Source organism: Stenotrophomonas sp. 71799_Sma, assembly GCF_056482505.1.
The window spans coordinates 3,215,010-3,240,060 of the sequence record NZ_CM151202.1 but is presented as its reverse complement, the minus strand read 5'-3'; the positions used below and the strand labels follow the sequence as shown (position 1 = coordinate 3,240,060).

At 66.2% G+C, this 25,051-nt stretch carries 17 protein-coding genes; 12 read left to right on the top strand and 5 right to left on the bottom strand.

What is annotated here, in order from left to right:
- Positions 1–33 precede the first annotated feature (33 nt).
- Positions 34–822 (top strand): AraC family transcriptional regulator, encoded by a 789-nt coding sequence (locus ACZK4Z_RS15095; RefSeq protein WP_125894429.1) that lies wholly within the window; start codon positions 34–36, stop codon positions 820–822.
- Positions 823–938: 116 nt separating this feature from the next.
- Here ACZK4Z_RS15095 and ACZK4Z_RS15090 read toward each other — a convergent pair whose 3' ends face one another.
- From ACZK4Z_RS15090 to ACZK4Z_RS15080, 3 genes are read right to left on the bottom strand one after another with little or no spacing between them, the layout of a single operon-like run.
- On the bottom strand, positions 939–2,588 hold the full coding sequence (locus tag ACZK4Z_RS15090) for a pseudouridine synthase (RefSeq protein WP_049401107.1): 1,650 nt from the start codon (positions 2,586–2,588) through the stop codon (positions 939–941).
- Positions 2,581–3,456: an SMC-Scp complex subunit ScpB gene (gene scpB / locus ACZK4Z_RS15085; RefSeq protein ID WP_125894427.1), complete on the bottom strand. Its 876-nt coding sequence runs from the start codon at positions 3,454–3,456 to the stop codon at positions 2,581–2,583. The genes ACZK4Z_RS15090 and scpB overlap by 8 nt, the downstream gene beginning before the upstream one ends.
- 13 nt (positions 3,457–3,469) lie before the next feature.
- A complete protein-coding gene (locus ACZK4Z_RS15080) occupies positions 3,470–4,375 on the bottom strand; it encodes a segregation and condensation protein A (protein ID WP_006456456.1) in 906 nt (301 codons plus the stop codon).
- Positions 4,376–4,750: 375 nt separating this feature from the next.
- On the opposite strand from ACZK4Z_RS15080, the gene ACZK4Z_RS15075 reads away from it, so the two are divergent.
- The 10 genes from ACZK4Z_RS15075 to ACZK4Z_RS15030 all read left to right on the top strand — a co-directional run bounded on the left by ACZK4Z_RS15075 (position 4,751) and on the right by ACZK4Z_RS15030 (position 18,638).
- The gene (locus tag ACZK4Z_RS15075; protein ID WP_032129789.1) at positions 4,751–5,050 is read left to right on the top strand and encodes a YciI family protein; all 300 of its coding nucleotides are present in this window, start codon (positions 4,751–4,753) and stop codon (positions 5,048–5,050) included.
- The gene (locus tag ACZK4Z_RS15070; protein ID WP_434060509.1) at positions 5,047–5,322 is read left to right on the top strand and encodes a BolA family protein; all 276 of its coding nucleotides are present in this window, start codon (positions 5,047–5,049) and stop codon (positions 5,320–5,322) included. Before ACZK4Z_RS15075 ends, ACZK4Z_RS15070 begins: the two co-directional genes overlap by 4 nt.
- Positions 5,323–5,471: 149 nt before the next feature.
- A complete protein-coding gene (locus tag ACZK4Z_RS15065; protein WP_032129774.1) occupies positions 5,472–6,509 on the top strand; it encodes a LacI family DNA-binding transcriptional regulator in 1,038 nt (345 codons plus the stop codon).
- 76 nt (positions 6,510–6,585) lie between these two features.
- Positions 6,586–9,672: a TonB-dependent receptor gene (locus ACZK4Z_RS15060; RefSeq protein ID WP_049401101.1), complete on the top strand. Its 3,087-nt coding sequence runs from the start codon at positions 6,586–6,588 to the stop codon at positions 9,670–9,672.
- 251 nt (positions 9,673–9,923) lie between these two features.
- The gene (locus ACZK4Z_RS15055; RefSeq protein WP_032129772.1) at positions 9,924–11,528 is read left to right on the top strand and encodes a glucoamylase family protein; all 1,605 of its coding nucleotides are present in this window, start codon (positions 9,924–9,926) and stop codon (positions 11,526–11,528) included.
- 4 nt (positions 11,529–11,532) lie between these two features.
- A complete protein-coding gene (locus ACZK4Z_RS15050) occupies positions 11,533–12,873 on the top strand; it encodes a sugar ABC transporter substrate-binding protein (RefSeq protein WP_032129771.1) in 1,341 nt (446 codons plus the stop codon).
- Complete coding sequence (locus tag ACZK4Z_RS15045) at positions 12,870–13,751, top strand: carbohydrate ABC transporter permease (RefSeq protein WP_032129770.1); 882 nt, start codon at positions 12,870–12,872, stop codon at positions 13,749–13,751. The genes ACZK4Z_RS15050 and ACZK4Z_RS15045 overlap by 4 nt, the downstream gene beginning before the upstream one ends.
- On the top strand, positions 13,748–14,584 hold the full coding sequence (locus ACZK4Z_RS15040; protein WP_006378064.1) for a carbohydrate ABC transporter permease: 837 nt from the start codon (positions 13,748–13,750) through the stop codon (positions 14,582–14,584). Before ACZK4Z_RS15045 ends, ACZK4Z_RS15040 begins: the two co-directional genes overlap by 4 nt.
- Positions 14,581–17,748 carry a discoidin domain-containing protein gene (locus tag ACZK4Z_RS15035; protein WP_125894423.1) on the top strand — a complete coding sequence of 1,056 codons (3,168 nt, stop codon included), beginning with the start codon at positions 14,581–14,583 and terminating at the stop codon, positions 17,746–17,748. The genes ACZK4Z_RS15040 and ACZK4Z_RS15035 overlap by 4 nt, the downstream gene beginning before the upstream one ends.
- A gap of 2 nt (positions 17,749–17,750) precedes the next feature.
- Positions 17,751–18,638, top strand: coding sequence for an endonuclease/exonuclease/phosphatase family protein (locus ACZK4Z_RS15030; protein ID WP_125894421.1), 888 nt, complete (start codon positions 17,751–17,753; stop codon positions 18,636–18,638).
- Positions 18,639–19,010: 372 nt separating this feature from the next.
- Here ACZK4Z_RS15030 and rne read toward each other — a convergent pair whose 3' ends face one another.
- Positions 19,011–22,295, bottom strand: coding sequence for a ribonuclease E (gene rne / locus ACZK4Z_RS15025; protein WP_125894419.1), 3,285 nt, complete (start codon positions 22,293–22,295; stop codon positions 19,011–19,013).
- Positions 22,296–22,702: 407 nt separating this feature from the next.
- Here rne and ACZK4Z_RS15020 point away from each other — a divergent pair, with 407 nt between their 5' ends.
- Positions 22,703–23,677, top strand: coding sequence for an RluA family pseudouridine synthase (locus ACZK4Z_RS15020; RefSeq protein ID WP_049401092.1), 975 nt, complete (start codon positions 22,703–22,705; stop codon positions 23,675–23,677).
- A gap of 542 nt (positions 23,678–24,219) precedes the next feature.
- On the opposite strand, the gene zupT is transcribed toward ACZK4Z_RS15020, so the two are convergent.
- Positions 24,220–25,029, bottom strand: coding sequence for a zinc transporter ZupT (zupT, locus tag ACZK4Z_RS15015; protein WP_049399991.1), 810 nt, complete (start codon positions 25,027–25,029; stop codon positions 24,220–24,222).
- Positions 25,030–25,051 lie beyond the last annotated feature (22 nt).

Here is a 25,051-nt window from a genome sequence, read left to right as displayed (position 1 = left end):
GTATATCCTGTCATCGAATACATGAAATAAGACATGGCCTGGTTGCAGCCGGATGCACACTTCGACGCCGATGCCTGGGGCGCTCCGGTGCTGGGTATCGCGGCCTCATTGGCGGATCACGACTCGGGTTGGCACCAGCATGCGCGCGCGCAGCTGCTGTACACCCGGCAGGGCTGTACGCGCCTGACCTATGGTGATCGCGTCAGCCTGCTGCCGCCCGCGCGCGCAGCGTGGATTCCGGGTGGGCTGCGCCATCGCGCGCAGATGCGCCAGGCGGTCGACTACCGTTCGTTGTACTTCGACGCCACCCTGTCGGCCCAGCTGCCCCGCCAGCCGGCCATCATCGGCGTGGGTCCGCTGCTGCAGGCCTTGCTGGAGCCGATCGCGCAGGCACCGTTCGACCATGACTGGCAGTCGCCGCGCGCACACCATCAACTGGCGTTGTGCGTGCTGGAAATCGTCGCTGCACCGGTGGCGCCGATGGACCTGCCTCTGCCGCGTGATCCGCGGATCGCACGTTGTCTGCCGCTGGCCGAACAGTTGCCGCCCGAACTGGGCGAATTGGCCGCGCGTGTGGACCTGAGCGTGCGTACCGTTGGCCGGCTAATGCAGCGTGATACCGGCATGAGCTACCAGGCCTGGCGCCAGCAATGGCGCCTGATGCGGGCCATGGAGCTGCTGCTGCTCGGCCATCGCGTCGCGCATGTGGCGCAGGACACCGGCTTCTCCGCCGAGAGCCCGTTCATCGCCTTCTTCCGCAGCATGACCGGCACCACACCCGCCGCGTTCCAGCGCCACGCAAAAGGGGACGGAGGGGATTAAGTCGCTTTCGCCCCTTCGACACACGCCGTGGCAAAAACGACTTAATCCCCTCCGTCCCCTTTTTAAAGAAAAACCCCGGCCGGAGCTGGGGTTTTTCATTTCAGTCGGATCGCTGATCAGCCGCCGCGCGGGCCGCTGCGGCGCGGGCCGCCCGGACCGCGGTTGCCACCGGGGCCGCCCGGGCCTCGGTTGCCACCCGGACCACCGGGACCACGGTTACCGCCCGGGCCACGGTTGTTGCCACCGCCCGGACCGCGACCGCCCGGACGGGCGCCCTGCGCCGGCTTCGGGCTGCCATACGGGTTGAAGCCCGGGGTGGCGTGGTCGGACGGGAAGCTCGGGGCATTGCCCGGATGGCCGTACGGGTGCTTGTTGCCCTGGCCCTGCGAGCGGTTGCCCGCGCCGGCCGGACGACCTTGGCCGCCTGCGCCGCCACGGCCTTCACCGCCGAAGCCGCCACGGCCCTGGCCGCCACCGGCGCCAGCACCCGGACCCTTCGGCTTGCCGTACGGACGGCCCTGGCCGCCTGCGCCCGGACCACGGGCACCCGGGCCACGTGCGCCCGGACCGGCATTGCGATGTCCGCTCGGGCCGGTGCTCACGCCATCCGGCACGTACCAGGTGCGGAACGCGGCCGGATTGCCTTCCGGCAGCGAACGGTCGTTCTTCTGGGCACGCTGCTTGAACGGCTTCTGCGACTGCTTGGCTGCCGCTTCGCCGCTGACCGTCAGGCCGCCCTTGAAGCCGCCGCCCTTGCCGCCGCGACCACGGCCGCGGTCTTCGCGCACGTTGTCGAAGCGACGCAGCTCGCGACCTTCGTCGGCGGTGTTGTGGCCGTTGACGTAGGCGTTGCCGCGGCCACCTTCGCGCACGCGCACGGTGGTCTTGGCGGCGCGGCGCTGGCCGATCACCGGCTGCAGGGTCAGTGCCGACGGTGCGCCTTCTTCCAGCTTCAGCTGCGCGCGCAGGGCTTCAACCTGCGCGGTGCCCAGTTCCACTGAATGGCCACGGGCCAGTTCGCGCGGCAGGCTCACCTTGCCGTAGCGGGTGCGCTTCAGGCGGCTGACCTGGCAGCCCTGCGACTCCCACAGGCGACGCACTTCGCGGTTGCGGCCTTCCTTCACCACGACGCGGAACCAGTCGTGCGAGTCGGTGCCGCCGATGCGTTCGATCTCGTCGAACTTGGCCGGACCGTCTTCCAGCGCGACGCCACGGGTGAGGCGGTCGACGATGGCGTCGGAGACCTTTTCCTCGCCTTCCGGCGCGCGCACGCGCACCACGTATTCGCGCTCGACCTCGAACGACGGGTGCATCATGGCGTTGGCCAGTTCACCGTCGGTGGTGGCCAGCAGCAGGCCGGTGGTGTTGATGTCGAGGCGGCCGATCGCGATCCAGCGCGCGCCCTTCAGCGGCGGCAGCGATTCGAACACGGTCGGGCGGCCTTCCGGATCATCGCGGGTGGTCACTTCGCCTTCCGGCTTGTTGTAGACCAGCACGCGCGACGGCTCGGCCAGGGCGGTGGCGACGAAGCCACGGCCATCCAGTTCGATCTTGTCGCCGCTCTTGACCGACATGCCGGTCTGCGCGACTTCACCGTTGACCTTGACCAGGCCTTCGGCAATGCGCTGTTCCAGCGCGCGGCGCGAGCCAAGGCCGGCCTGTGCCAGCACCTTGTGCAGGCGTTCTTCCAACTTGAACTGTTCGGAGGTGGCTTCGCGCTTGAGCGAGAGCTTGTTCAACGACAGCTTGCGAGGGGTGTCACTCATCAGTTTTGCTCCGGCCGACGGTTTCGGGGTCGGCCTCTGGTTCGGAATCGGCTTGGTCAACAGCCACGGTCGTCATCGCGACGGCGTTGTCTTCGCGTTCGTTCACTGGCACCGCGCGCTCGCCCGGCGCGGAATCGGGGTGCCCATCATCGAGGGGCGAAGGTGCTTGCTCATCGGAAGCCGGCGCAGGGGCTGCGTCGGCGGAATCGGGGGTGTCACTGCCGGCCAGGCCGGCATCATCGTTCGCGGCAGCGCCTTCGTCGCCGGCCGAGATGTCAGGACCGTCGGCGCTTGCCGTTGCCGGTGCATCGCGGTCCAGGGACAGCTGGGGTTCCAGCTCGCCCAGGTCCTTCAGTTCCGACAGTGGCGGCAGCTCATCCAATCGCTTCAGGCCGAAATAATCCAGAAAGCCCTTGGTGGTGCCGAACAGCGCCGGCTTGCCGGGTACGTCGCGGTGGCCGACCACGCGGATCCACTCGCGTTCTTCCAGCGCCTGGATGATGTTGCTGCTGACCGCCACGCCGCGCACCTGCTCGATCTCGCCGCGGGTGATCGGCTGCCGGTAGGCGATCAGCGCCAGGGTTTCCAGGGTGGCGCGGGTGTAACGGGTCTTGCGTTCGGTCCACAGCCGGCTGATCCAGCCATGCACTTCGCCGGTGACCTGGTAGCGGAAGCCGGAGGCGACCTCGACCAGTTCCACGCCGCGGCCTTCGCAGGCTTCGCGCAGGCGTTCCAGTGCGCGTTCGATGCTGCCCGGCGGTGCCGGTTCCTCTTCCGGGAACAGGTCCTTCAGCTGGGCCAGGGTGAGCGGCTGGCTGGAGGCCAGCAGCGCACCTTCGACAATGCGGTTGATCAGCAATTGATCCATCGGCAGTCAGCGCTCACTCGTCTGCATTGGCGGCGTCGTTGTCGTCGAACTCGCTGCTGAACTGCAGCGGGGCGTTGGTGTTGCCGGCGGCCAGCGATTTCACGTAGATCGGCGCCAGCGGTTCTTCCTGGACGATGTCCAGCAGCTGTTCCTTGGCCAGTTCCAGCACCGCCAGGAACGTGACCAGCACGCCCAGCTTGCCTTCTTCGGCCGTGAACAAGCCTTCAAAACGATAGAACTTGCCATCTTCCAGGCGTCCCAGCACTTCGCCCATGCGTTGCCGCACGCTCAGTGCCTCACGCTTGATGGCGTGGCCGCTGAACAGCTCGGCGCGCTTGAGCACGTCGTGCAGCGCCAGCAGCATCTCCTTCAGGTCCACCGGCGGCGGCAGTTTCACCGTAGCGCGTTCGGGCATGAAGGCATGGGCCAGGCTGGTGTCGCGGTCCTGGCGGGGCAGGGCGTCGATGTCCTCGGCGGCCTGCTTGAAACGTTCGTATTCCTGCAGCCGGCGCACCAGCTCGGCGCGCGGGTCGGCCTCATCGCCTTCCTCGCTGACCGGGCGCGGCAGCAGCATGCGCGACTTCACCTCGGCCAGGATCGCGGCCATCACCAGGTACTCGGCGGCCAGCTCGAAGCGCAGCTCGCGCATCACGGTGATGTATTCCACATACTGCCGGGTGATCTCGGCGACGGGAATGTCCAGGACATCCAGGTTCTGGCGGCGGATCAGGTACAGCAGCAGGTCCAGCGGGCCTTCGAAGGCATCCAGGATGACTTCCAGCGCGTCCGGCGGAATGTACAGGTCCTGCGGAATCTGCAGGACCGGTTGCCCATGCACCACGGCCAGCGGCATTTCCTGCTGCTGGGGGGCGGGCGGCCGGGTTGGCGGGTTCGCGTCGAGCGCGAGTTCGGAAGTCATCTAATGGACATCAGGATTGCAACGGACCAGTCGCGGCACCGGGTTCGCCGGGCCAACGCCACGGAGCCCCAGGGCACCAGACACGCCGGGATCGGCGCGATTCCACACATATCAAACAGCAGGACGCGCCGCAGGAAACGGCAGCGACGGAACTACGGGGAGGTCGTCTACGTGGCCCGGCCAGGTGGTCCGGTTTGAAGCAGCGGGACGGTCGTCGGGGGCTGCGTTGGCCGCAAAAACCGACGGGCTGCTGCATCCAGCCACGTGCAATGGAGTCTAGGGTAAGCCTTTGTTGCGCCAGTGTCCAGCCGGGCCGGGGCAGGGGCCGCATTGGCTAGAATCTGCGGACCCGACAACGCAAGCGAGGAAATGCCGGTGTGGTATGTGATCGAAGGGTATGACGGCCAGGATGTGCTGGCGCAGCGGCTGCAGGCGCGGCCGGAACACCTGGCGCGGTTGCACGCGCTGCGCGACGAGGGACGCCTGCTGCTGGCCGGCCCCTGCCCGGCGGTGGACAGTGAAGACCCCGGCCCGGCCGGTTTCAGCGGCTCGGTGGTGATCGCGCAGTTCGAGTCGCTGCTGCAGGCCCAGGCCTGGGCCGACGCCGACCCGTACGTGGCCGCCGGCGTCTACACCCGCGTGCAGGTGCGACCGTTCCGGAAGGTGTTGCCGTGAACGCGGAACGGATCTCGCGAATGCGTGATGCGCTGCAGCATGCGCTGGCGCCGAGCGTGCTCGAGATCGAGGACGACAGCCATCGCCACGCCGGCCATGCCGGTGCGCGCGATGGCCGCGGCCATTTCAACGTACATGTGGTCAGTGAACGCTTCGCCGGACTGGGCCCGCTGGCCCGGCATCGCGCGGTGTACGCCGCGCTGGGGACGATGATGGAGACCGATATCCACGCGTTGTCCATCCGCGCGCAGACCCCGTCAGAACAGGGCTGAGCCCTTGTCCCACGCTGTCCTGGCGGGTCCCTGCGGGGGCTCGCTGCAGACAGATTTCCATGTCCATTTCGGGACATTCGCCTAACGGACTGTTTACAAGCCCAGATGGAAACGCTTACATTCCGCGCCAATGCTGGTAGGTCCAAGCCGTGGAGGGCGGCTTCGTGAACAAGGCAGCTATCACAATCAAAGACGTCGCTCGCGAAGCCCGGGTCTCCGTGGCCACGGTTTCCCGCGCGCTCAACGGGCATGAAAATGTCGCCGAACCGGTCCGCCAGCTTGTGCTGGAGGTGGCCGCACGGCTGCGTTACACCCCGCACGCCGCCGCCCGCAGCCTGAGCAGCCGCCGCACCAATACGGTGGGCGTGGTACTGCCTGACCTGTACGGCGAATTCTTCTCCGAACTGATGCGTGGCATCGACAATGTCGCCCGTAGCCGTCGCCAGCACCTGCTGGTGTCCAGCTACCACGGTGACCAGGAGCAGCAGGGCGCGGCCCTGCGCGCCATGCGCGGCCGCGTCGACGGCCTGCTGGTGCTCTCGCCCTATGCCGAGAGCCCCGGTTTCCTGACCGACAACCTGCCGCAGTCGTTGCCGACGGTGTTGATCAACACCTATCTGCCCGGGCAGGACCACCCGGTGCTGAGCATCGACGACCATGCCGGTGCGATGGCGATGACCCGCCATCTGCTTGACGCCGGCCACCGTCGCATCGCTTTCATTTCTGGCCCGGATCTCAACTTCGACGCGCGCGAGCGCCTGCGCGGCTTCCGTGACGCGCTGGCGGCTTTTGGCGGTGGCGCCGAGGGCATCGAGCTGCCCGGTGATTTCGACGAAGCTTCCGGCCATCGCGCCGGTCAGGAGTTGCTGGCAGCCGGAGCGCTGCCTGATGCCGTGTTCGCCGCCAACGACATGATGGCCCTGGGATGCCTGTATGCATTCACGCAGGCCGGTGTCCGTGTTCCGACCGATGTCGCCCTGGCGGGTTTCGATGACATTCCACTGGCGCGTTTCGTCCACCCGTCGCTGACCACCATGCAGGTCAGCATCGCCGAGCTCGGCGACCGGGCCATGACGCGCCTGCTGCAGTTGATGGACGGCACCTCCACGGACGGGACAGGGGACAAGCAGACCCTGGTTCCCCGCTTGATAGTTCGCGATTCCACCACTCCGCCATCGGGCCATTGAAGCCAGAGGCGTTCCTTCTTTTTTGATTGATCGCAGGGACCGCGCGAGCGGTTACCGCCACCCGGAGATTGAGTTGATGATGCACACCACCTTCCGCACGCCGGCGCGCCGGCTGCTGAGCACCGCACTGGTCAGCTGCCTGATGCTGGCCGCCGCTCCGAACGTCATGGCGCAGTCGGCCAATGCCAGCCTGCGCGGCCAGGTTTCCGGCGCCCAGGCCGGCGCCGAAGTGACCGCCACCAACCTGGCCACAGGCACCGTCCGTCGCGGCACCGTCCGTGCCGATGGCAGCTACTCGCTGATGGGCCTGGACCCGGGCACCTATGACGTGGTCGCCAACGGCCAGTCGCAGAAGGTCACCGTCACTGTGGCCTCGACTGCTACCCTGAACTTCGCCGGTGCCGCCAGCAGCACCCCGGGTTCGACCGCGGCCACCAACCTGGACACCGTCAACGTTGTCGCACCGACCCTGCTGCAGGAAGTGCGCACGTCCGAAGTCGGCAAGACCGTCAGCCTGCAGCAGATCCAGACCACGCCGCAGGTCTCGCGCAACTTCCTGGAGTTCGCCGACGCGGTGCCGGGCATGATCTTCACCCGCGATGCCAAGGGCAACACCTCGCTGCGTGGCGGTGCCACCAACTCCGACGGCACCAACGTCTATATCGATGGTGTGGGCCAGAAGAGCTACGTGAAGGGTGGCGGCATCTCCGGCCAGTCCGGCAGTGCGGGCAACCCGTTCCCGCAGCTGGCCATCGGTGAGTACAAGGTCATCACCGGCAACTACAAGGCCGAGTACGGCCAGGTGTCCAGCGCCGCGATCACGGCTGCGACCAAGTCGGGTACCAACGAGTTCAAGGGTGAGACCTTCTACCGTTATACCAACGAAAGCATGCGTGCGATGACCCCGGCCGAACGCCAGCCGGGCAAGAGCAAGGAAGACTCGGCCGAGAAGGAATACGGCTTCGCGCTGGGTGGCCCGATCATCAAGGACAAGGCCCATTTCTTCGTCACCTACGAAGCCAAGCGCTTCGATCTGCCGGTGACCATCGCGCCGGACGGTGCCGTCACTCCGTCGGCCGCCAATCTGCCCGCCGATGGTCTCGCAGGTCTCGGCCCGGCCAGCCAGCCGTTCCAGCAGGACCTGATCTTCGCCAAGATCGACTTCGAGCCGACTGACAACGATCGCATCGAACTGACCTTCCAGGACCGCGACGAAACCCAGCAGCAGTTCAGTGGCCAGACCGCGAAGGTACACGGCAAGGTCGTGGACAACACCGACCGCCGTTATGCGCTGCGCTGGAACCACAGCGGTGAGCGTTTCTACAACGAGTTGATGGTGACCCACGAGGAGGCCTTCAACAATCCGCTGCCGTTGACCATGGGCAACGGCATCATCTACACCGCACCGGATTTCGGCGACTCGGACGCCAACCGCCCGCAGGAGAAGACACTCGTCCAGGTTGGCGCGGCTGATGCCTTCGCCTCGCAGGTGAAGGGCCAGAAGGGCTGGGCGATCGAGGACAACCTGACCCTGGACGGCCTGCAGTGGGCGGGTGACCACACCATCAAGATGGGCGCCAAGTACAAGCAGATCGACCTGTACGCTTCCGACGCGGCGCAGATCAACCCTCAGTTCTCCTACACCATCGACAACCCGGCGTTCCCCTCGAGCACGCCGTATAAGGCGCAGTTCACCAAGGCCAGCACCGGCGTCACCGGCGTGCAGTCCGAGGTGCGTGCCAAGGTCAAGCAGATTGGCCTGTTCATCCAGGATGACTGGCAGGTCAACGATCACCTGCAGCTGAACATCGGCCTGCGCTGGGACTACGAAAAGAACCCGGTCTACACCGATTTCGTGACCCCGCCGGAGGTAGTGAAGGCGCTGTTCTCGCAGGATCCGAACGCGCCGGCGGGCGTGTCCCAGACCTATGCGCAGACGCTGGCGCTCAGCGGGCTGAACGTCAACGACTACATCAGCACCGGCCACAACCGCAAGAACTTCAAGAACGCCTGGCAGCCGCGCCTGGGCTTCTCGTATGACGTCAATGCCGACGAACGGCACGTGTTCCATGGTGGCGCCGGCCGTTCCTATGACCGCGACCTGTTCGACAACCTGGCACTGGAAACCACCAAGCTGGCACTGCCGCAGCCGACCGTTTACTTCCGCAACCCGGCCACCGGCAACTGCATGTACGGCCAGACTCCGTGCTTTGACTGGAACCCGAACCTGATGAACGGCATCGAGAACGTGCAGGCACTGCTGGGTTCCACCAGCAATGAAGGCATGGAAGTCGATCTGCTGAACAACAACATGAAGGTGCCGTACGCCGACCAGTTCAGCCTGGGCATGAGCAACCAGTTCGGTGAGTGGCTGACCGACGCGACGATTTCTCGCACGCTGACCTATGATGGGTTCGCCTTCACCCTGGGCAACCGCTTCAACAACGGCAACTTCTTCGATAACCAGATGCTGTGTGGTGCCAAGGAGCCGACCTACGGCCAGCCGTGGAACTGCAACATTCCGGGCTTCGGCAGCCTGATCATCGGCCAGCAGGGCATCAAGACCCGTTCCACCCAGGTGCTGCTGTCGGCGCAGAAGCCGTACAGCAAGGAAAGCGGTTGGGGCACCTCGATCGCCTATACCTGGACCAACGCGCGTCACAACCGAAACATCAACGAGCATTACTCGTTCGATCGCGGCACCATCGGTGAGTACCCGACCATCAAGTCCAACGGCGCGCCGCGCCATCGCCTGGTGGTCACCGGCTCGTATGACGGCTTCTGGGGCATCACCTTTGGTGGCAAGCTGACCCTGGCCACGCCTACCCCGGGCAATGACTGGTCCTGCATCGCGCAGGCTGGCACTGCCAACTGCCTGCCGACTCCGGCCGCGGGTACTCCGGGTGGCAATGGCCGCTTCCTGCTCGGTGGCAAGATCTTCGGCTACCGCTCGCTGGACCTGCAGGCGACCAAGACCTTCAAGCTGGCCGGCGATACCGAGCTGTATGCGCGTATCGACATCATCAACGTGCTCAACTTCGACAACTTCTCGAACCTGAACTACGTGAAGAGCGATGGCAAGCTGCTGGTGAGCTACAACGAGACCGGCGATGTGATCGGTACCCCGCGTCAGGTGAAGGCCGAAGTGGGCTTCCGCTTCTAAGCGGATCCGCCTGAAGCAATACCCCGATGCCGCCGCTCCGCCGGCGGCATCGGCAGGAAGAAAAAAGGCAATGGCCGGCCCCGTGCCGGTCCATTGCCCATGCCGCTGCCGGCCAGGCGGCAGCGGCATGGGCAATGATCGCGGTGTCAAACCACGTTTTTCGTGGTTTTTTCAGAACGCATCTTGTAAACGATTTCAGATCATTGGACGGTATGCTTTCCCATCGATCAGACCACCGGAGAAATCGCGCCATGCAGGCACGCCATCTGTTGTCCGCCGCAGCGTTGAGCCTGGCCGTGGCCGCCTGCCAGCCGGCCCAGCAGGAACCTGCCAAGCCGCGGCCGCCGGTGATCCTGATCGAGGCCGACGCACCGCCGCGGCCGATGAAGCCGGTGCTGCCGCCGTTGTTCGATGACATCGAGCGCCGTACCTTCCAGTTCTTCTGGGATACCACCAACGAGATCAACGGCCTGACCCCGGACCGCTATCCGTCGCGGCCGTTCGCCAGCATCGCCTCGGTCGGCTTCGCGCTGACCGCCTATCCGATCGGCATCGAGAACGGCTGGGTCAGCCGCAACCAGGCGATCGACCGCACCCTGACCACGCTGAAGTTCTTCCGCGACGTGCCGATGGGCCCGCAGCGCACCGGCAAGGCCGGCTACAAGGGTTTCTACTACCACTTCCTGGACATGCAGGAAGGGCGTCGCTACGACAGCTGGGTTGAACTGTCCTCGGTGGATACCGCGCTGCTGATGATGGGCGTGCTGTTCGCGCAGTCGTACTACGACGGTGACGATCCGCGCGAGAAGGAGATCCGCCAGATCGCCGACACGTTGTACAAGAAGGTCGACTGGCCGTGGCTGCAGCAGCGTGCGCCGCTGATCTCGATGGGCTGGTTCCCGGAGAGCGGCTTCATCGACCACGACTGGATGGGCTACAACGAGGCGATGATGGTCTACATCCTCGCCCTGGGGTCGCCGACGCACCCGGTCAGCCCGGATGCGTGGACGGTGTGGACGCGCACCTACGACAACGACTGGGGCGTCTACCAGGGCCAGGAATACCTGTCCTTCGGCCCGCTGTTCGGCCACCAGTACAGCCATGTCTGGATCGACTTCCGCGATATCCAGGACGCGTACATGCGCGAGCGCGGCAGCACCTACTTCCTCAACAGCCGCTCGGCTGCGCTGGCCCAGCGCGAGTACGCCATCGCCAACCCGATGCAGTGGAAGGACTATGGCGAGAACGTATGGGGCCTGACCGCCAGCGACGGCCCGCAGAACACCACCCAGGAGTACCGCGGCGAGCAGCGCCAGTTCCGCCACTACTCCTCGCGCGGCGCCGGCCTGCGCGAGAACTTCGATGACGGCACCATTGCCCCCACCGCCGCGATCGCCTCGGTGGTGTTCGCACCTGAGCAGGTGATCCCGGCCACGCTGGAAATGCACAAGCGCTACGGCGACTACATCTATTCCAGCTACGGTTTCCTGGATTCGTTCAACCCCAGCTTCAACTACGACATCCCGATCAAGACCGGTCGCCTGGTGCCGGATCGCGGCTGGGTCGCCAGCGATTACATCGCCATCGACCAAGGCCCGATCCTGACCATGATCGCCAACTACCGCGATGACTTCGTCTGGGAAGTGATGAAGAAGAACCCGTACATCCGCAAGGGCCTGGAACGGGCCGGGTTCAGCGGTGGCTGGCTGGCACCGGAAGGTTCGTTCCAGCCGCTGGAACTGCAGAAAGACGAAAAGGCCGCGGCGGCACGCGCGGTGGGTATCGCCGAATCACGCGCGGCTGCCGCGCAGGAACAGAAGAACAATGCCAACCGCAATACAGGCCAGGGCAAGTAACCCGATGCCGAACTGGATCGACCGCCTGCGCCGCTGGGCGCTGCCTGCCCTGGCCGTGTTGGCCGTGGCCGGCTGCGCCCGTACCGAACCGGGCACCACCACCGTGCGCTTCTGGGCGATGGGCCGCGAAGCCGAGGTGGTCAGCGAGCTGATCCATGAATTCGAGGCCGAGAATCCGGGCATCAAGGTGGATGTGCAGAACATTCCGTGGACCGCCGCGCACGAGAAGCTGCTGACCGCGTTCGCCGCGGACGGCCTGCCGGACGTGTGCCAGCTGGGCAACACCTGGGTGCCGGAGTTCGCCGAACTGGACGCGCTGACGCCGCTGCAGCCGTTCGTGCAGCGTTCGTCCGTGGTCGACCCGAAGGACTATTTCCAGGGCATCTGGGATACCAATGTGATCCACGGCGAACTGGTAGGCGTGCCGTGGTATGTCGATACCCGCCTGATCTACTACCGCAAGGACCTGCTGGCCAAGGCCGGCTACGACCACCCGCCGCGCACCTGGCAGGAGTGGGACGAGCAGATGGCGGCGATCAAGCGCATGCAGGGCCCGAACCGCTATGCGGTGCTGATGCCGATCAACGAGTTCGAGCAGCAGCTTTCGCTGGCACTGCAGCAGCCTGATCCGTTGCTGCGCGACGACGACACCCGCGGCAATTTCGCCAGCCCGGGCTTCCGTCGCACGCTGGCCTTCTACGCCAACATGTTCGAGCAGGGCTGGGCGCCGAAGATGTCCGAGACGCAGATCTCCAACGTCTGGGATGAGTTCTTCCGCGGCTTCAACGTGTTCTACATTTCCGGCCCGTGGAACATCCGTGAGTTCAAGAAGCTGCAGCCGAAGGAACTGGAAGGGCAGTGGGGTACGGCCGCGCTGCCGGGTCCGGACGGCCCGGGCGCCGGTATTGCCGGTGGTACCAGCCTGGTGATCTTCCGCAAGTCGCAGCAGAAGGAGGCGTCGTGGAAGCTGATCGAGTTCCTGTCGCGACCCGAAATCCAGGCGCGCTTCCATTCGATCATCGGCGACCTGCCGCCGCGCCGCAGTACCTGGAACGCGCCGTCGCTGGCCAACGATCCGCTGGCCGCTGCGTTCCGTGACCAGCTGGAGCGGGTCAAGCCGACACCGAAGGTGCTTGAGTGGGAGCGCATCGTGCAGGAAATGCGCATCGTCACCGAGAAGGTGGTGCGTGGTGGCCTGGCGCAGGACAAGGCCGTGGAAGAGCTGGACCAGCGCGTGGACAAGGTGCTGGCCAAGCGCCGCTGGATGCATGAACAACAACGCCTGCAGCAGCGCGTGCCGTCGCCGCAATCGAGCAGTGCCGTGGCCGCCGGGAGCGCGCAATGAAACGTACCTCGCTTGCCGGCTGGGTTTTCGCCGGTCCCTCGCTGATCGTGCTGGGCATGTTCTTCGGCCTGCCGGTCGCCTCGGCGCTGGCGCTGAGCGTGACCGATTTCGACCTGTATGCCTTGGCCGACAGCAGCAACCTGCGCTTCGTCGGCCTCGGCAACTACATCGATCTGCTGCAGACGCCGATGTTCTGGAAGTCGCTGTGGAACACCACCTACTTCGTGTTGATCGGCGTGCCGTTGTCGATCGGCGTGTCGCTGGGCGCAGCGATGCTGCTGAATGCACCTGCCGCGCGTTTCAAGGCGCTGTTCCGCACCGCGCTGTTCGCGCCGGTGGTGACCACACTGGTGGCAGTGGCGGTGATCTGGCGCTACCTGTTCCATACCAGCTACGGCCTGGTGAACTACGGCCTGGGCCACCTGGGCATCAGCCCGATCGACTGGCTGGGTGATCCCAACTGGGCGATGCCGACCATCATGCTGTTCGCAGTATGGAAGAACTTCGGCTACAACATGGTGATCTTCCTGGCCGGCCTGCAGGCCATCCCGCATGACCTGTACGAGGCCGCCCGCATCGACGGTGCCTCGCGCTGGAAGCAGTTCCTGCACATCACCCTGCCGATGCTCGGCCCGGTGCTGCTGGTGGTCGGCGTGATCACCGTGTCCGGCTACTTCCAGCTGTTCGCCGAACCGTATGTGATGACCCGCGGCGACCCACTGCAGAGCACCGTCAGCGTGCTGTATTTCATGTTCGAGGAAGGCTTCAAGTGGTGGAACCTGGGACGCGCCTCCGCGGTGGCGTTTCTGCTGTTCCTGATCATCCTGGCGGTGACCACCGTGATGCTGCGTTTCGGCCGCAAGAGGCAGTTGGTATGAGTCGTGAAATCGGCCAGTCGCGCTGGTACCCGTGGTTGATCAATGGTGCGTTGCTGGTGCTGGCCCTGGTCAGCCTGGCACCGCTGCTGTGGATGCTCTCGGTTTCGTTCATGCCACAGGGCGAGGCGACCCATTTCCCGCCGCCGCTGCTGCCGTCCAGCATCACCACGCGCAACTACCATGAGTTGTTCGCGCGCACCGGCATGGGCGGCAACTTCGCCAACAGCCTGCTGGTGTCGGTCGGCATCACCCTGGGTTCGCTGCTGCTCAACACCATGGCCGGCTATGCCTTCGCCAAGCTGAACTTCGTCGGCCGCGAGCGCCTGTTCCAGGTGCTGATGGCGGCGCTGGTGATTCCGGCCCAGGTGGCGATGCTGCCGCTGTTCCTGTTGATGAAACAGCTCGGTCTGGTCAACAGTTTCGGCGGCGTGATCGTGCCGGCGCTGGCCAGCGTGTTCGGCATCTTCCTGGTGCGCCAGTACGCGCGTTCCATTCCTGACGAACTGCTGGAAGCGGCCCGCATCGACGGGGCAGGGGAGCTGCGGATCTTCTTCCAGATCGTGCTGCCGATGCTCAAGCCGGTGCTGGTGACCCTGGCGATCTTCACCTTCATGGGCGCATGGAACGATTTCATGTGGCCGTTGATCGTGTTGACCGACCAGGAGCACTACACTTTGCCGGTGGCGCTGGCCACCCTCTCGCGCGAGCACATCATGGACGTGGAAATGATGATGGCCGGCGCGGTGGTCACCGTGGTTCCGGTGCTGGCGCTGTTCCTGGTGCTGCAGCGGTACTACATCCAAGGTCTGTTGCTGGGGAGCGTCAAAGGATGAAGCGAGCGATCGCCGTTGGACTGGGCCTGTTGTGGACCTCCCTGGCGATCGCCGCACCACCGGCGCTGCCGGCACCGAAGGTGCTGGACGACTTCGACGACATCGCAGCCTGGAAGCTGGTGCTGTCCGACCAGGTCAGCGGATCGCTGCGACCGGTCAGCGGCGCCGGTGGTGGCCGCGCGCTGTGCCTGGACTATGACTTCCACGATGTCTCCGGTTACGTCGGCATCCGCCGCGCGCTGAACATCGACTACCCGGTCAATTACCGTTTCGGTTTCCAGCTGCGCGGTGATTCACCGGGCAACGACCTGCAGTTCAAGCTGATCGATGCCAGCGGCGACAACGTCTGGTGGGTCAATCGTCCCGGCTACAGTTTCCCCAAGGCGTGGACGCCGGTCGAGTATCGCCGTCGCCAGATCGACAAGGCGTGGGGGCCGTCTCCCGAGAAGGAGATGGCACGCAGCGCTGCGGTCGAGTTCACGATCTACAGCAAGGTCGGCGGCCGCGGCACGGTGTGCTTCGACAAGCTGACCCTGCAGGGCCTGCCAGTCCAGGATGACTCGGCGCTGGTGCCGTCGGTGATCGCCGATACCGCCACCGCGCTGCAGGACCGCATGATCGACGGCAAGAGCGATACGTTCTGGATCAGCGGTGGCGTCAAGCAGCAGACCATCAGCCTGGACCTGCACAAGAGCCGCGAGATCGGTGGTGCGGTGATCGACTGGCTGCCGAACCTGGAAGCCCGCCGCTACACCGTGCGCACCTCCGAGGATGGCCGCGACTGGCGCACCGTGCGCGAAGTCACCAGTGGTGCCGGTGGCCGCGACTGGCTGGCGCTGCCGGACACCGATGCGCGCTACGTGCGCTTCGATCTGCAGGACGGCCCGAACTGGCGCTACGGCATCCGCGACATCGCGCTCAAGCCGCTGGCCTTTGCTTCCACCCCGAACGCATTCCTGTCCTCGGTCGCCGCCGACCTGCCACGGGGCTCGCTGCCTCGTGCCTATGTGGGCGAGCAGCCGTACTGGACCCTGCTCGGCCTTGATGGTGGCCAGGAACAGGCATTGATCAGCGAGGATGGCGCACTGGAGCCGGCCAAGGGCAGCTTCAGCATCGAGCCGTTCATCCGCCTCGATGGCAAGCTTCTGGACTGGTCGAAGGTGGCCATCACCCAGTCGCTGCAGGATCACTACCTGCCGATCGCCAACGTCGACTGGGTGCATGAGAAGGTCGGCCTGGCAGTGACCAGCTTCGTGCAGGGTACGCCGGAGCGCGCGCAGCTGATCGGCCGCTACCGCCTGAGCAATCCGGACAAGGTCGCGCACGAGTACACCCTGGCGCTGGCGATCCGCCCGTGGCAGGTCAACCCGCCCACCCAGTTCCTCAACACCGTCGGTGGTTTCAGCCGCATCGATGCACTGGACGTGGGTGAGCAGCTGGTGCGGGTCAACGGTGAGCCGCGCATCTACCCGCTGCAGGTGCCGGACGCGCGCTTTGCCAGTACGTTCGACGGCAAGCTTGATGCGATGCATCTGGAAAGCGGCACGTACCCGGCGACCACAGCGGTGAAGGACAGCACCGGCATGGCGTCGGGTGCGCTGATGTACACGATCAAGCTGGAGCCCGGCCAGAGCCGTGAAGTGGCGGTGGTGCTGCCACAGACCGGTGGCTGGGCACCGCAGGCGCTGGACGTGGCCAAGGCGCAGGCGCAGGTGGCCGAGCAGTGGCGCAAGAAGCTGGGCGTGGTCTCGCTGCAGGTGCCGGCTGCGGGCCAGGCGCTGGTGGATACCCTGCGCACCGCGGTCGCGCACATGCTGATCTCGCGCGTCGGCCCACGCCTGCAGCCGGGCACGCGTTCGTATGCGCGCAGCTGGATCCGCGATGGCGCGATGATTTCCGAGGGCCTGTTGCGCATGGGCCGCAGTGATGCGGTGCGCGACTACATCAACTGGTATGCGCCGTATCAGTTCGAGAACGGCAAGGTGCCGTGCTGCGTCGATGCCCGCGGCAGCGACCCGGTGCCGGAGAACGACAGCCATGGCGAGTTGATCTACAGCATCGCCGAGTACGGGCGCTACACCGGCGACAGCACTTTCACCGAGCTGATGTGGCCGCATGTGCAGGGCGCCTACGGCTACATGGAGCAGCTGCGCGCCAGCGAGCGCACTGAGGAGAACCGCGCACGCAACCCGGCCTTCTACGGCATGATGCCGGCCTCGATCAGCCACGAAGGCTATTCGGCCAAGCCGATGCACTCGTACTGGGACAACTTCTGGGCACTGCGCGGCTACAAGGACGCGGCCCTGCTGGCGACCCAGCTGGGCAAGGTCGAGGCGATGCAGATCGCCGAATCGCGTGACCAGTTCCGTGATGACCTGCAGGCCTCGCTGCTGTCGGCGATGCAGCAGCACAACATCGACTACCTGCCGGGCTCGGCCGAGCTGGGTGACTTCGACGCGACGTCGACGACCATCGCACTGGCCCCGGGCGGCGAACAGGGCAGGTTGCCGCAGCAGGCGCTGGAGGCGACCTTCGAACGCTACTGGAACGAGTTCGTTGCCCGTCGCGACGGCAAGCGCGAGTGGAAGGACTACACCCCGTACGAGTGGCGCAACGTGGCCGCGTTCGTGCGCCTGGGCTGGCGCGATCGCGCTTGGCAGGCCACCGAGTTCTTCTTCAAGGACCGCGCACCGCAGGCCTGGAACCAGTGGGCCGAAGTAGTTTCGCGCACGCCGCGCAGGCCGTTCTTCGTCGGTGACCTGCCGCATGCCTGGGTGGCCTCGGACTTCGTGCGCTCGGCCTTGGACATGTTCGCCTACAACCGCGACATGGACGAGTCACTGGTGCTGGCCGCCGGCGTACCGACCGCGTGGCTGCAGGGCGAGGGCATCGCCGTGCAAGGCCTGCGTACGCCGCAGGGCCAGCTCAACTACCGCCTGCAGCGCAGCGACAAGCAGCTGGTGCTGGAGGTGCAGCCGGGCCTGGTGCCACCGGTGGGAGGCGTGGTGTTGCCGTGGCCATACGCCGGTGATCCGGGCGAGGCGAGTATCAACGGCGAAGCAGCCGAGTGGGTCAACAAGGAACTGCACGTGCACCAGCTGCCGGCGCGGGTTGAGATCGACGTACCGAGCGCAGTGCGCCGAGCCGAACGCAAGGGGCAGTAACGATGAAGCAACAGGGGGCAGGGGTGCGCACGTCGGTGCGTGCCCTGGGGCTGGCAATTGCATTGGCAGTGCCGAGCGCGGTGATGGCGGCCGAGCCGGCTGCCGCGAACGCGGCGCCCGACGTTGCCAGCGCAGCGGGCATGAGCATGGTCACCTTCAACCTGCATCATGACCGCGAAGACTGGCCGAGCCGGCGCCGCACCATCCTGGCCGAGCTCAAGCGCCTGCAGCCGGATGCGGTTGCCCTGCAGGAGGTGATCCAGCGCCGCGACGTGCGAAACCAGGCGCAATGGCTGGCCAGCCAACTCGGCTACAAGTACGTGTTCGTGTCCACCGATCCGGTCGGGGCACCCAAGCGCTACGGCAATGCGCTGCTGACCCGGCGGCCGATCCTCGCCCAGGGGGATCATCTGCTGCTGCCGTTGGACGACTACCGCACCGTGGCTCACCTGCGCATCGACGTCGACGGTATGCCGGTGAACGTCTACGCCACGCATCTGAACGAGCGCAGCGATGAGAGTGGGCAGCGCATCCGTCGCACCCAGGTCGAGGACCTGCTGCGCTTCATCACCACGACGTCGGCCGGTGCGCCGGTGGTGATCGCGGGCGACTTCAATGCGCTGGTGGATGCCGGCGACCTGAGCGAGCTGCGCAGCCACTACGGCGACAGCTACGGCAGCGTGCACGTCAACACCGACCTGTCCGGGGTCAGTACGCTCAACCGCCACTATTACCAGGCGCCTTCGCGGATCGACCACATCTTCTTCCAGCAGGACGAGATGGTCGCGCGTGAGGCGAAGCTGCTGTTCGACCAGCCCGATGACAGCGGACGCTGGGCCTCGGACCACTACGGCGTGTGGACCCGCCTGCAGTTCGCACCGAAGCCCTGACGGAGCAGGCTCCGGCAGGTGCCAACCTTGGTTGGCACGAACGTGTCCGCGTGCACTGAATCAACGGCGCCAACCAAGGTTGGCCTCTACCAAAGCAGTGACCGTGCGCGGGTTGTGCGCTGGTTGGCCTCCACCAAAGCAGTGACCGTGCGCGGGTTGTGCGCTGGTTGGCCTCCACCAAAGCAGTGACCGTGTGCGGGGTGTGCCCTGGTAGGTGCCAACCTCGGTTGGCGCGTGCGTGTCCACGTGCACTCAATCAACGGCGCCAACCAAGGTTGGCTTCTACCAAAGCGAAGCCAGCGCCAAACGCACACACAAAAACGGCGGGGATCATTGATCCCCGCCGTTTCGTTTCACGCGATCAAGGAGCGATCAGTTCGCCGGCGGCGTGCGCTTGGCGGCCTCTTCGTCTTCTTCATCGGTCTTGGCTTCTGCGGCCTGGGCCGCAGCGTCGGCATGGCCATCGGCGACCGGGTCGATCGACGGCGTCACCACCGCTTCGGCGACCGGGGCAGCGGCCTCGATCGGCGCGGCTTCCACCGCCACCGGAGCGACCGACTGTTCGGCGGCCACGACGGGCTCGACGACCGGCTTGGCTTCAACCACCGGCGTGGCCTCAACGGCCACCGGCTTGGCTTCAACCACCGGCGCGGCCTCAACGGCCACCGGCTTGGCTTCAACCACCGGTGCGGCCTCAACGGCCACCGGCTTGGCTTCAACCACCGGCGCAGCCTCGACCGCCGCCGGCTTCGCTTCGATCACCGGAGCGGCTTCAACCACCGGGGCGGCTTCAACCGCGACCGGCTTTGCTTCGGTCACCGGCGCGGCAGCGGCTACCGGCTGGGCCGGGGTCGCGGCGTCGATGGCATCGAGCATGCTGGTCTGCACCGGCGAGGACACCGCTTCGGTCTTCGCAGCAGCTTCGACCGGGGCCTGCACTTCAGCCACGACCGGGGCGGCGGCTTCGACCACAGCGCTGCTCACCACGGCAACCGGTGCGGCGGCAACAGCGGCGGCAGCACGGACCGGCTTTGCGGCGTCGGCAGCGGCCGGTTCGGCTTCGTCATCGAAGTCGAACTCCGGCTGCGAACGGGCCGGCTGCGCAGCAGCGACCGGCGCAGTGCCGGCAGTGCTGTCGACGCTCGGCTCGGCGCCGTCGGCGTCGTCACCGTCGTCACCATCGTCCTGGTCATCGCCCAGGGCGTCGCTGCCGGCGGCATTCTCGGCGCCACCGCGACGACGGCGACGGCCACCGCGACGGCCGCGACGACGGCGGGTCGCGCCTTCGCCGGTCTGCTCGCCATTGGCGTCGGTTGCAGCCTCTTCACCGGCAACCGCAACCACCTCGGCCTCGCTGGCGGTGTTGGCAGTCGTGTCGACCGGTGCTGCGGCTTCCGCCGGAGCGGCGGCCACCGGAGCAACCGGCGCGGTCGCTTCCTGCGCGGTCACCGCATTGGCAGCGACCGCCGTGGCGGCCACGGCTGCAGCCGCGGTCACGGCTTCGGCCGGTGCTTCTGCGGCGTTGCGCTGCGGCTTCTCGGCCGGCTTGTCACCGTCCTGCTGCGGGCGCGGCTGCTTCGGCTGCTTCAGCTTCGGCTGCTGCGGGTTCTGGCCCTGCTGCTCGTTGCGCGGCTTGTTCTGCTGCTGCGGCTGCTGCTGGCCATCCTTCTGCTGCGGCTCCTTCTGCTTGCCCTGCTGCGGCTGCTGCTGGGCATTGCCGTTGTTACCGTTGCGGCCGTCCTTGCTGCGTTGCTCACCGCGCTCCTTGCGGTTGCCGCCGTCCTTCTGCTGCTGCGCGTTGCCGTTGCCGCCGTTGCCACGGTTGTCGTCGCGACGGTCCTTGCGGTCCTTGTTGCGATCCTTGTTGCGGTCCTTGCGGCCGCCGTCCTGCTGCTGGCGGGCGACCGGAGCCGCCGGTGCCGGTGCCGGCGCCGGTTCGCCACCGAACACGCGCTTGAGCCAACCGATCACGCCGCCGCTCGGGGCCGCTGCAACCGGCGCTGCCACGACCGGGGCCGGTGCCGCTGCGGCCGGCTCCACTTCCTCGCGTACCGGGGCGGGGGAGGTGTGCTTGACCTGGGTCACCGCCGGCGGCGGGATGTTCAGCTGACCCTTGGTCAGCGCGTGCACCGGCAGCTTGCGCGGGGTGCCGCGCTGGTAGCTGGGCTTGTTGCTCTCTTCACCCAGCTCGTTCTCACGCAGGCGGGTGACGGTGTAGTGCGGGGTGTGCAGCTGCTCGTCGGCGACGATCACGATCGGCGCCTCGTGGCGCTGTTCGATCTCGCGCAGGGCGCTGCGCTTCTCGTTCAGCAGGTAATTGGCGATCTCCACCGGGGCCTGCACCAGCACCTGCCCGGTGTTCTCCTTCATCGCATGCTCTTCGGCGACGCGGATGATCGACAGCGACAGCGACTCGACGCTGCGCATGCGGCCGTGGCCGTCGCAACGCGGGCAGACGATCTGGCTCGATTCGCCCAGGCTCGGGCGCAGGCGCTGGCGGCTCATTTCCAGCAGGCCGAAGCGCGAGATGCGGCCGACCTGCACGCGCGCACGGTCGTACTTCAGCGCGTTGGCCAGGCGGTTCTCGACCTCACGCTGGTGCTTGTTGGAGGCCATGTCGATGAAATCGATCACCACCAGGCCGCCCAGGTCACGCAGGCGCAGCTGGCGGGCCACTTCCTCGGCCGCTTCCAGGTTGGTCTGGAAGGCGGTGTCCTCGATGTCGCTGCCCTTGGTGGCGCGCGAGGAGTTCACGTCGACGGCGGTCAGCGCTTCGGTCTGGTCGACCACGATCGAGCCGCCCGACGGCAGGCGCACGTTGCGCTCGTAGGCGCCTTCGATCTGCGATTCGATCTGGAAGCGGTTGAACAGCGGGATGTCGTCCTTGTAATGCTTGAGCTTGCGCAGGGTCTGCGGCATCACCTGCTGCATGAACTCGCGGGCGTGCTCGTACATCTCCTCGGTGTCCACCAGGATCTCGCCGATGTCGGCGCGCAGGTAGTCACGCAGGGCGCGCACGATCAGGCGCGATTCCTGGTAGATCAGGAACGGGGCCGGCTTGCTCAATGCGGCTTCGGCGATGGCGCGCCAGACGTTGAGCAGGTAATCCAGATCCCACTGCAGCTCTTCCGCATCGCGGCCGACGCCGGCGGTACGGATGATCACGCCCATGTCGTCGGGGATGTTCAGCTTGTCCAGGGCGTCCTTCAGGGCGGCCCGGTCTTCGCCCTCGATGCGACGGGAGACACCGCCGGCGCTGGGCGAGTTCGGCATCAGCACCATGTAGCGGCCGGCCAGCGAGATGAACGTGGTCAGGGCGGCGCCCTTGTTGCCACGCTCTTCCTTGTCGACCTGGACAACGATCTCCTGGCCTTCCTTCAGCAGTTCGCGGATGCCGGCCTTGTTGTGGTCGACACCGGCCTGGAAGTAATCGCGGGAGATTTCCTTCAGCGGCAGGAAGCCATGGCGGCCGCCACCGTATTCAACGAAGGCCGCTTCCAGCGAGGGCTCGATGCGGAAGATCCGGCCCTTGTAGATGTTGGACTTCTTCTGTTCCTTCGACGGCTGCTCGATGTCGATGTCATACAACGACTGGCCATCCACGATGGCAACACGCAGCTCTTCAGCCTGCGTGGCGTTGATCAGCATTCGCTTCATTGTTGCGTTCCTCGCAAGCGGCTACCGCGCGGAACGCCATGGGGTTTCGCCTCTGGACACGGTTCGCCGCCCATTCGCGCAAGCGCGGGGAGGGCGGCTTGGGTTTCCAGCGCTACGACACCACGGCAGGCCGCGGGAGCGCTTCACTCTTATGGGTTTTGGGGTGTTACAGGCCGCAGGCAGCTGTCAGCCAGGCTGGAGCGCCACGCGGGACATGTTCAGCACGGTTGCGTGTCAGGCATCCGGCGATGGCCGGGAAGGCCGGTGAGCCGCTAACATGGCCGCCCCGCGGGCGGTGGTCGCGCACTGTGCCGGATTCGTCGGAAGCTGGGCTTCTGGCCCTGAGTAACTTCCAACGAAATCAATCCCTTATCTCGCCCCCCGAGTGTAACAGAATAAACAGCCTGATGACTGCCCAAGACCCCACCAAACCCGCTGGCGACAAGCCTTCCGTGCGCATGATCACCGTTCCCGCCGACCGTGCCGGCCAGCGCCTGGACAACTTCCTGCTCGGCCAGCTGAAGGGTGCCCCGCGCAGCCTGGTCTACAAGCTGGTGCGCAGCGGCCAGGTACGGGTGAATGGTGGCCGCGCCAAGGCCGAACGCAAGCTCGAGGCGGGTGATGAGGTGCGTGTGCCGCCGGTCCGTCTCACCGAAGAGGGAGACAAGGCCGGTCCGCCGGAGGCGTTCATGCGCCGCCTGGAGCAGGCCATCGTCTTCGAGGATGCCCGCCTGCTGGCCCTGAACAAGCCCACTGGCGTGGCCAGCCATGGCGGCAGCGGCATCAGTTTCGGTGCCATCGAGACCCTGCGGGCCCTGCGCCCAGGCCAGACCCTCGAGCTGGTCCACCGGTTGGATCGAGACACCTCGGGCCTGCTGATCGTGGCCAAGAAGCGCTCCGCGCTGAGCGAACTGCAGGCGCTGCTGCGTGAAGATCACGGCGCCGGCATCCGCAAGCGCTACCTGACCCTGCTGGCCGGGCGCATGCCGGACGGCGTGATGACGGTCGATGCGCCGCTGCACGTGGGCCTGCGCCAGGGCGGCGAGCGCCATGTGCAGGTCAATGCGATCGGCAAGGAATCGATCAGCCACTTCCGTGTGCTGGAGCGTCGCGGTGGTCATTCCTACTGCGAAGTCCGCATCGAGACCGGCCGTACCCACCAGATCCGCGTGCATGCCCAGCATCTGGGGCATCCGGTGGCTGGAGACGACAAATACGGCGATCCTGCGGTCAACAAGCGGCTTCGTGAGCAGATCGGGCTGAAGCGTCTGTTCCTGCACGCGGCCTCGCTGGAGTTCGCGCTGGACGACGGCAAGAGCCCGTACGTGCTGAACGCGCCGCTGGCCGATGAGCTGGTCGAGGCGCTGGACCGGCTGCGCTGACGGCGGTTCGGCGGCGCCGGGTGCTTGGTCGGCGCCGTCGCTTCCCTGCGATGAGTGGGCTTGTCACTTTCTTTGCTCGTGCAAAGAAAGTAACCAAAGAAACACGCCGCCATCCGCGAGCCGGCGCTGCGCGCCGGTGCCCTGCGCTCCTCGGTCCGCCGAGGGGCGGCGCGGAACTCGCTGCGCTCAGACACCCGCGCCTCTTCACGCTCGCCGGACCTGCGGTGCTCGGCTAGGCGGACCAGACAGCCGCAGCGTAGACCCATACCCGCACGTAGCCTTTGTAGAGTCGAGCGACGCTCGACTCGCGCGCGCAGCGCGGGCTTCGCTTTCTTATTCTTTCATCGCGTGGCTGGCACGCACAGAAAAATGACGGGGCACGGGCGGGGGCGGCTTGCAGGGGTGTCCGCCGCATGGATGCGGCGGCCAAGCCTCCATGGATGGATTCACGGCGTCCCCTGCAAGCCGCCCCCGCCCGTGACCTCTCGATGCTGCGGGACGTACCAGCCACGAGGGGGCTCAGCCCGTTGGCCGCAAACCCCTCACCACTTGAACAGCACCAGGCTGATCGCCAGCGTGCCCATGCCCGCCACCAGCCCGTACACCGTTTCGTGGCCCTTGGCATAGCGCTTGGCCGCCGGCAGCAGCTCGTCCAGTGCCAGGAACACCATCACGCCGGCGATCAGCCCGAACACCCAGCCGAAGGTGGCGTGCGACAGCGACCCGGACAGCAGCCAGTAGCCCAGCGCCGCGCCTACCGGTTCGGCCAAGCCTGACAGCAGGCTGGCGCTGAATGCATACAGCTTGTTCTGGGTGGCGAAGTACACCGGCACTGCAATCGCAATGCCCTCGGGGATGTTGTGGATGGCGATGGCGAAGGCCAGTGGCATGCCCACCGACGGGCTTTCCAGCGTCGCGAAGAAGGTTGCCAACCCTTCCGGGAAGTTGTGCGCGGTGATCGCGATCGAGGTCAGCAGGGCGACGCGCTTCAGATACTCGCGGCTGTTCTCGCGGAACGCCGGGTCCTGCTTGTCCAGGCTGTCATGCGGGTTGGGGATGAAGTGGTCGATCAGCACGATCACGATCACGCCCAGCAGGAAGGCCAGAGTGCCGTAGGTGAAGCCGGTGCGCTCGCCATAGGCCAGTGCGAACGAGGCAATGGACTTGTTGAGGATCTCCGACAGCGACACATAGACCATCGCACCGCCGGCGAAGGCCAGGCCGAAGGCCAGCAGGCGCGGGTTGGGGCGGCGCGAGAACAGCACCAGCAGGCTGCCGATGGCGGTGGCCAGGCCGGCCGCGAGGGTGACCGCCAGTGCGATCCAGACATTTTCGGGGGGAATCTGCAGCATGTACCGACGCGGTCCTGGTCAA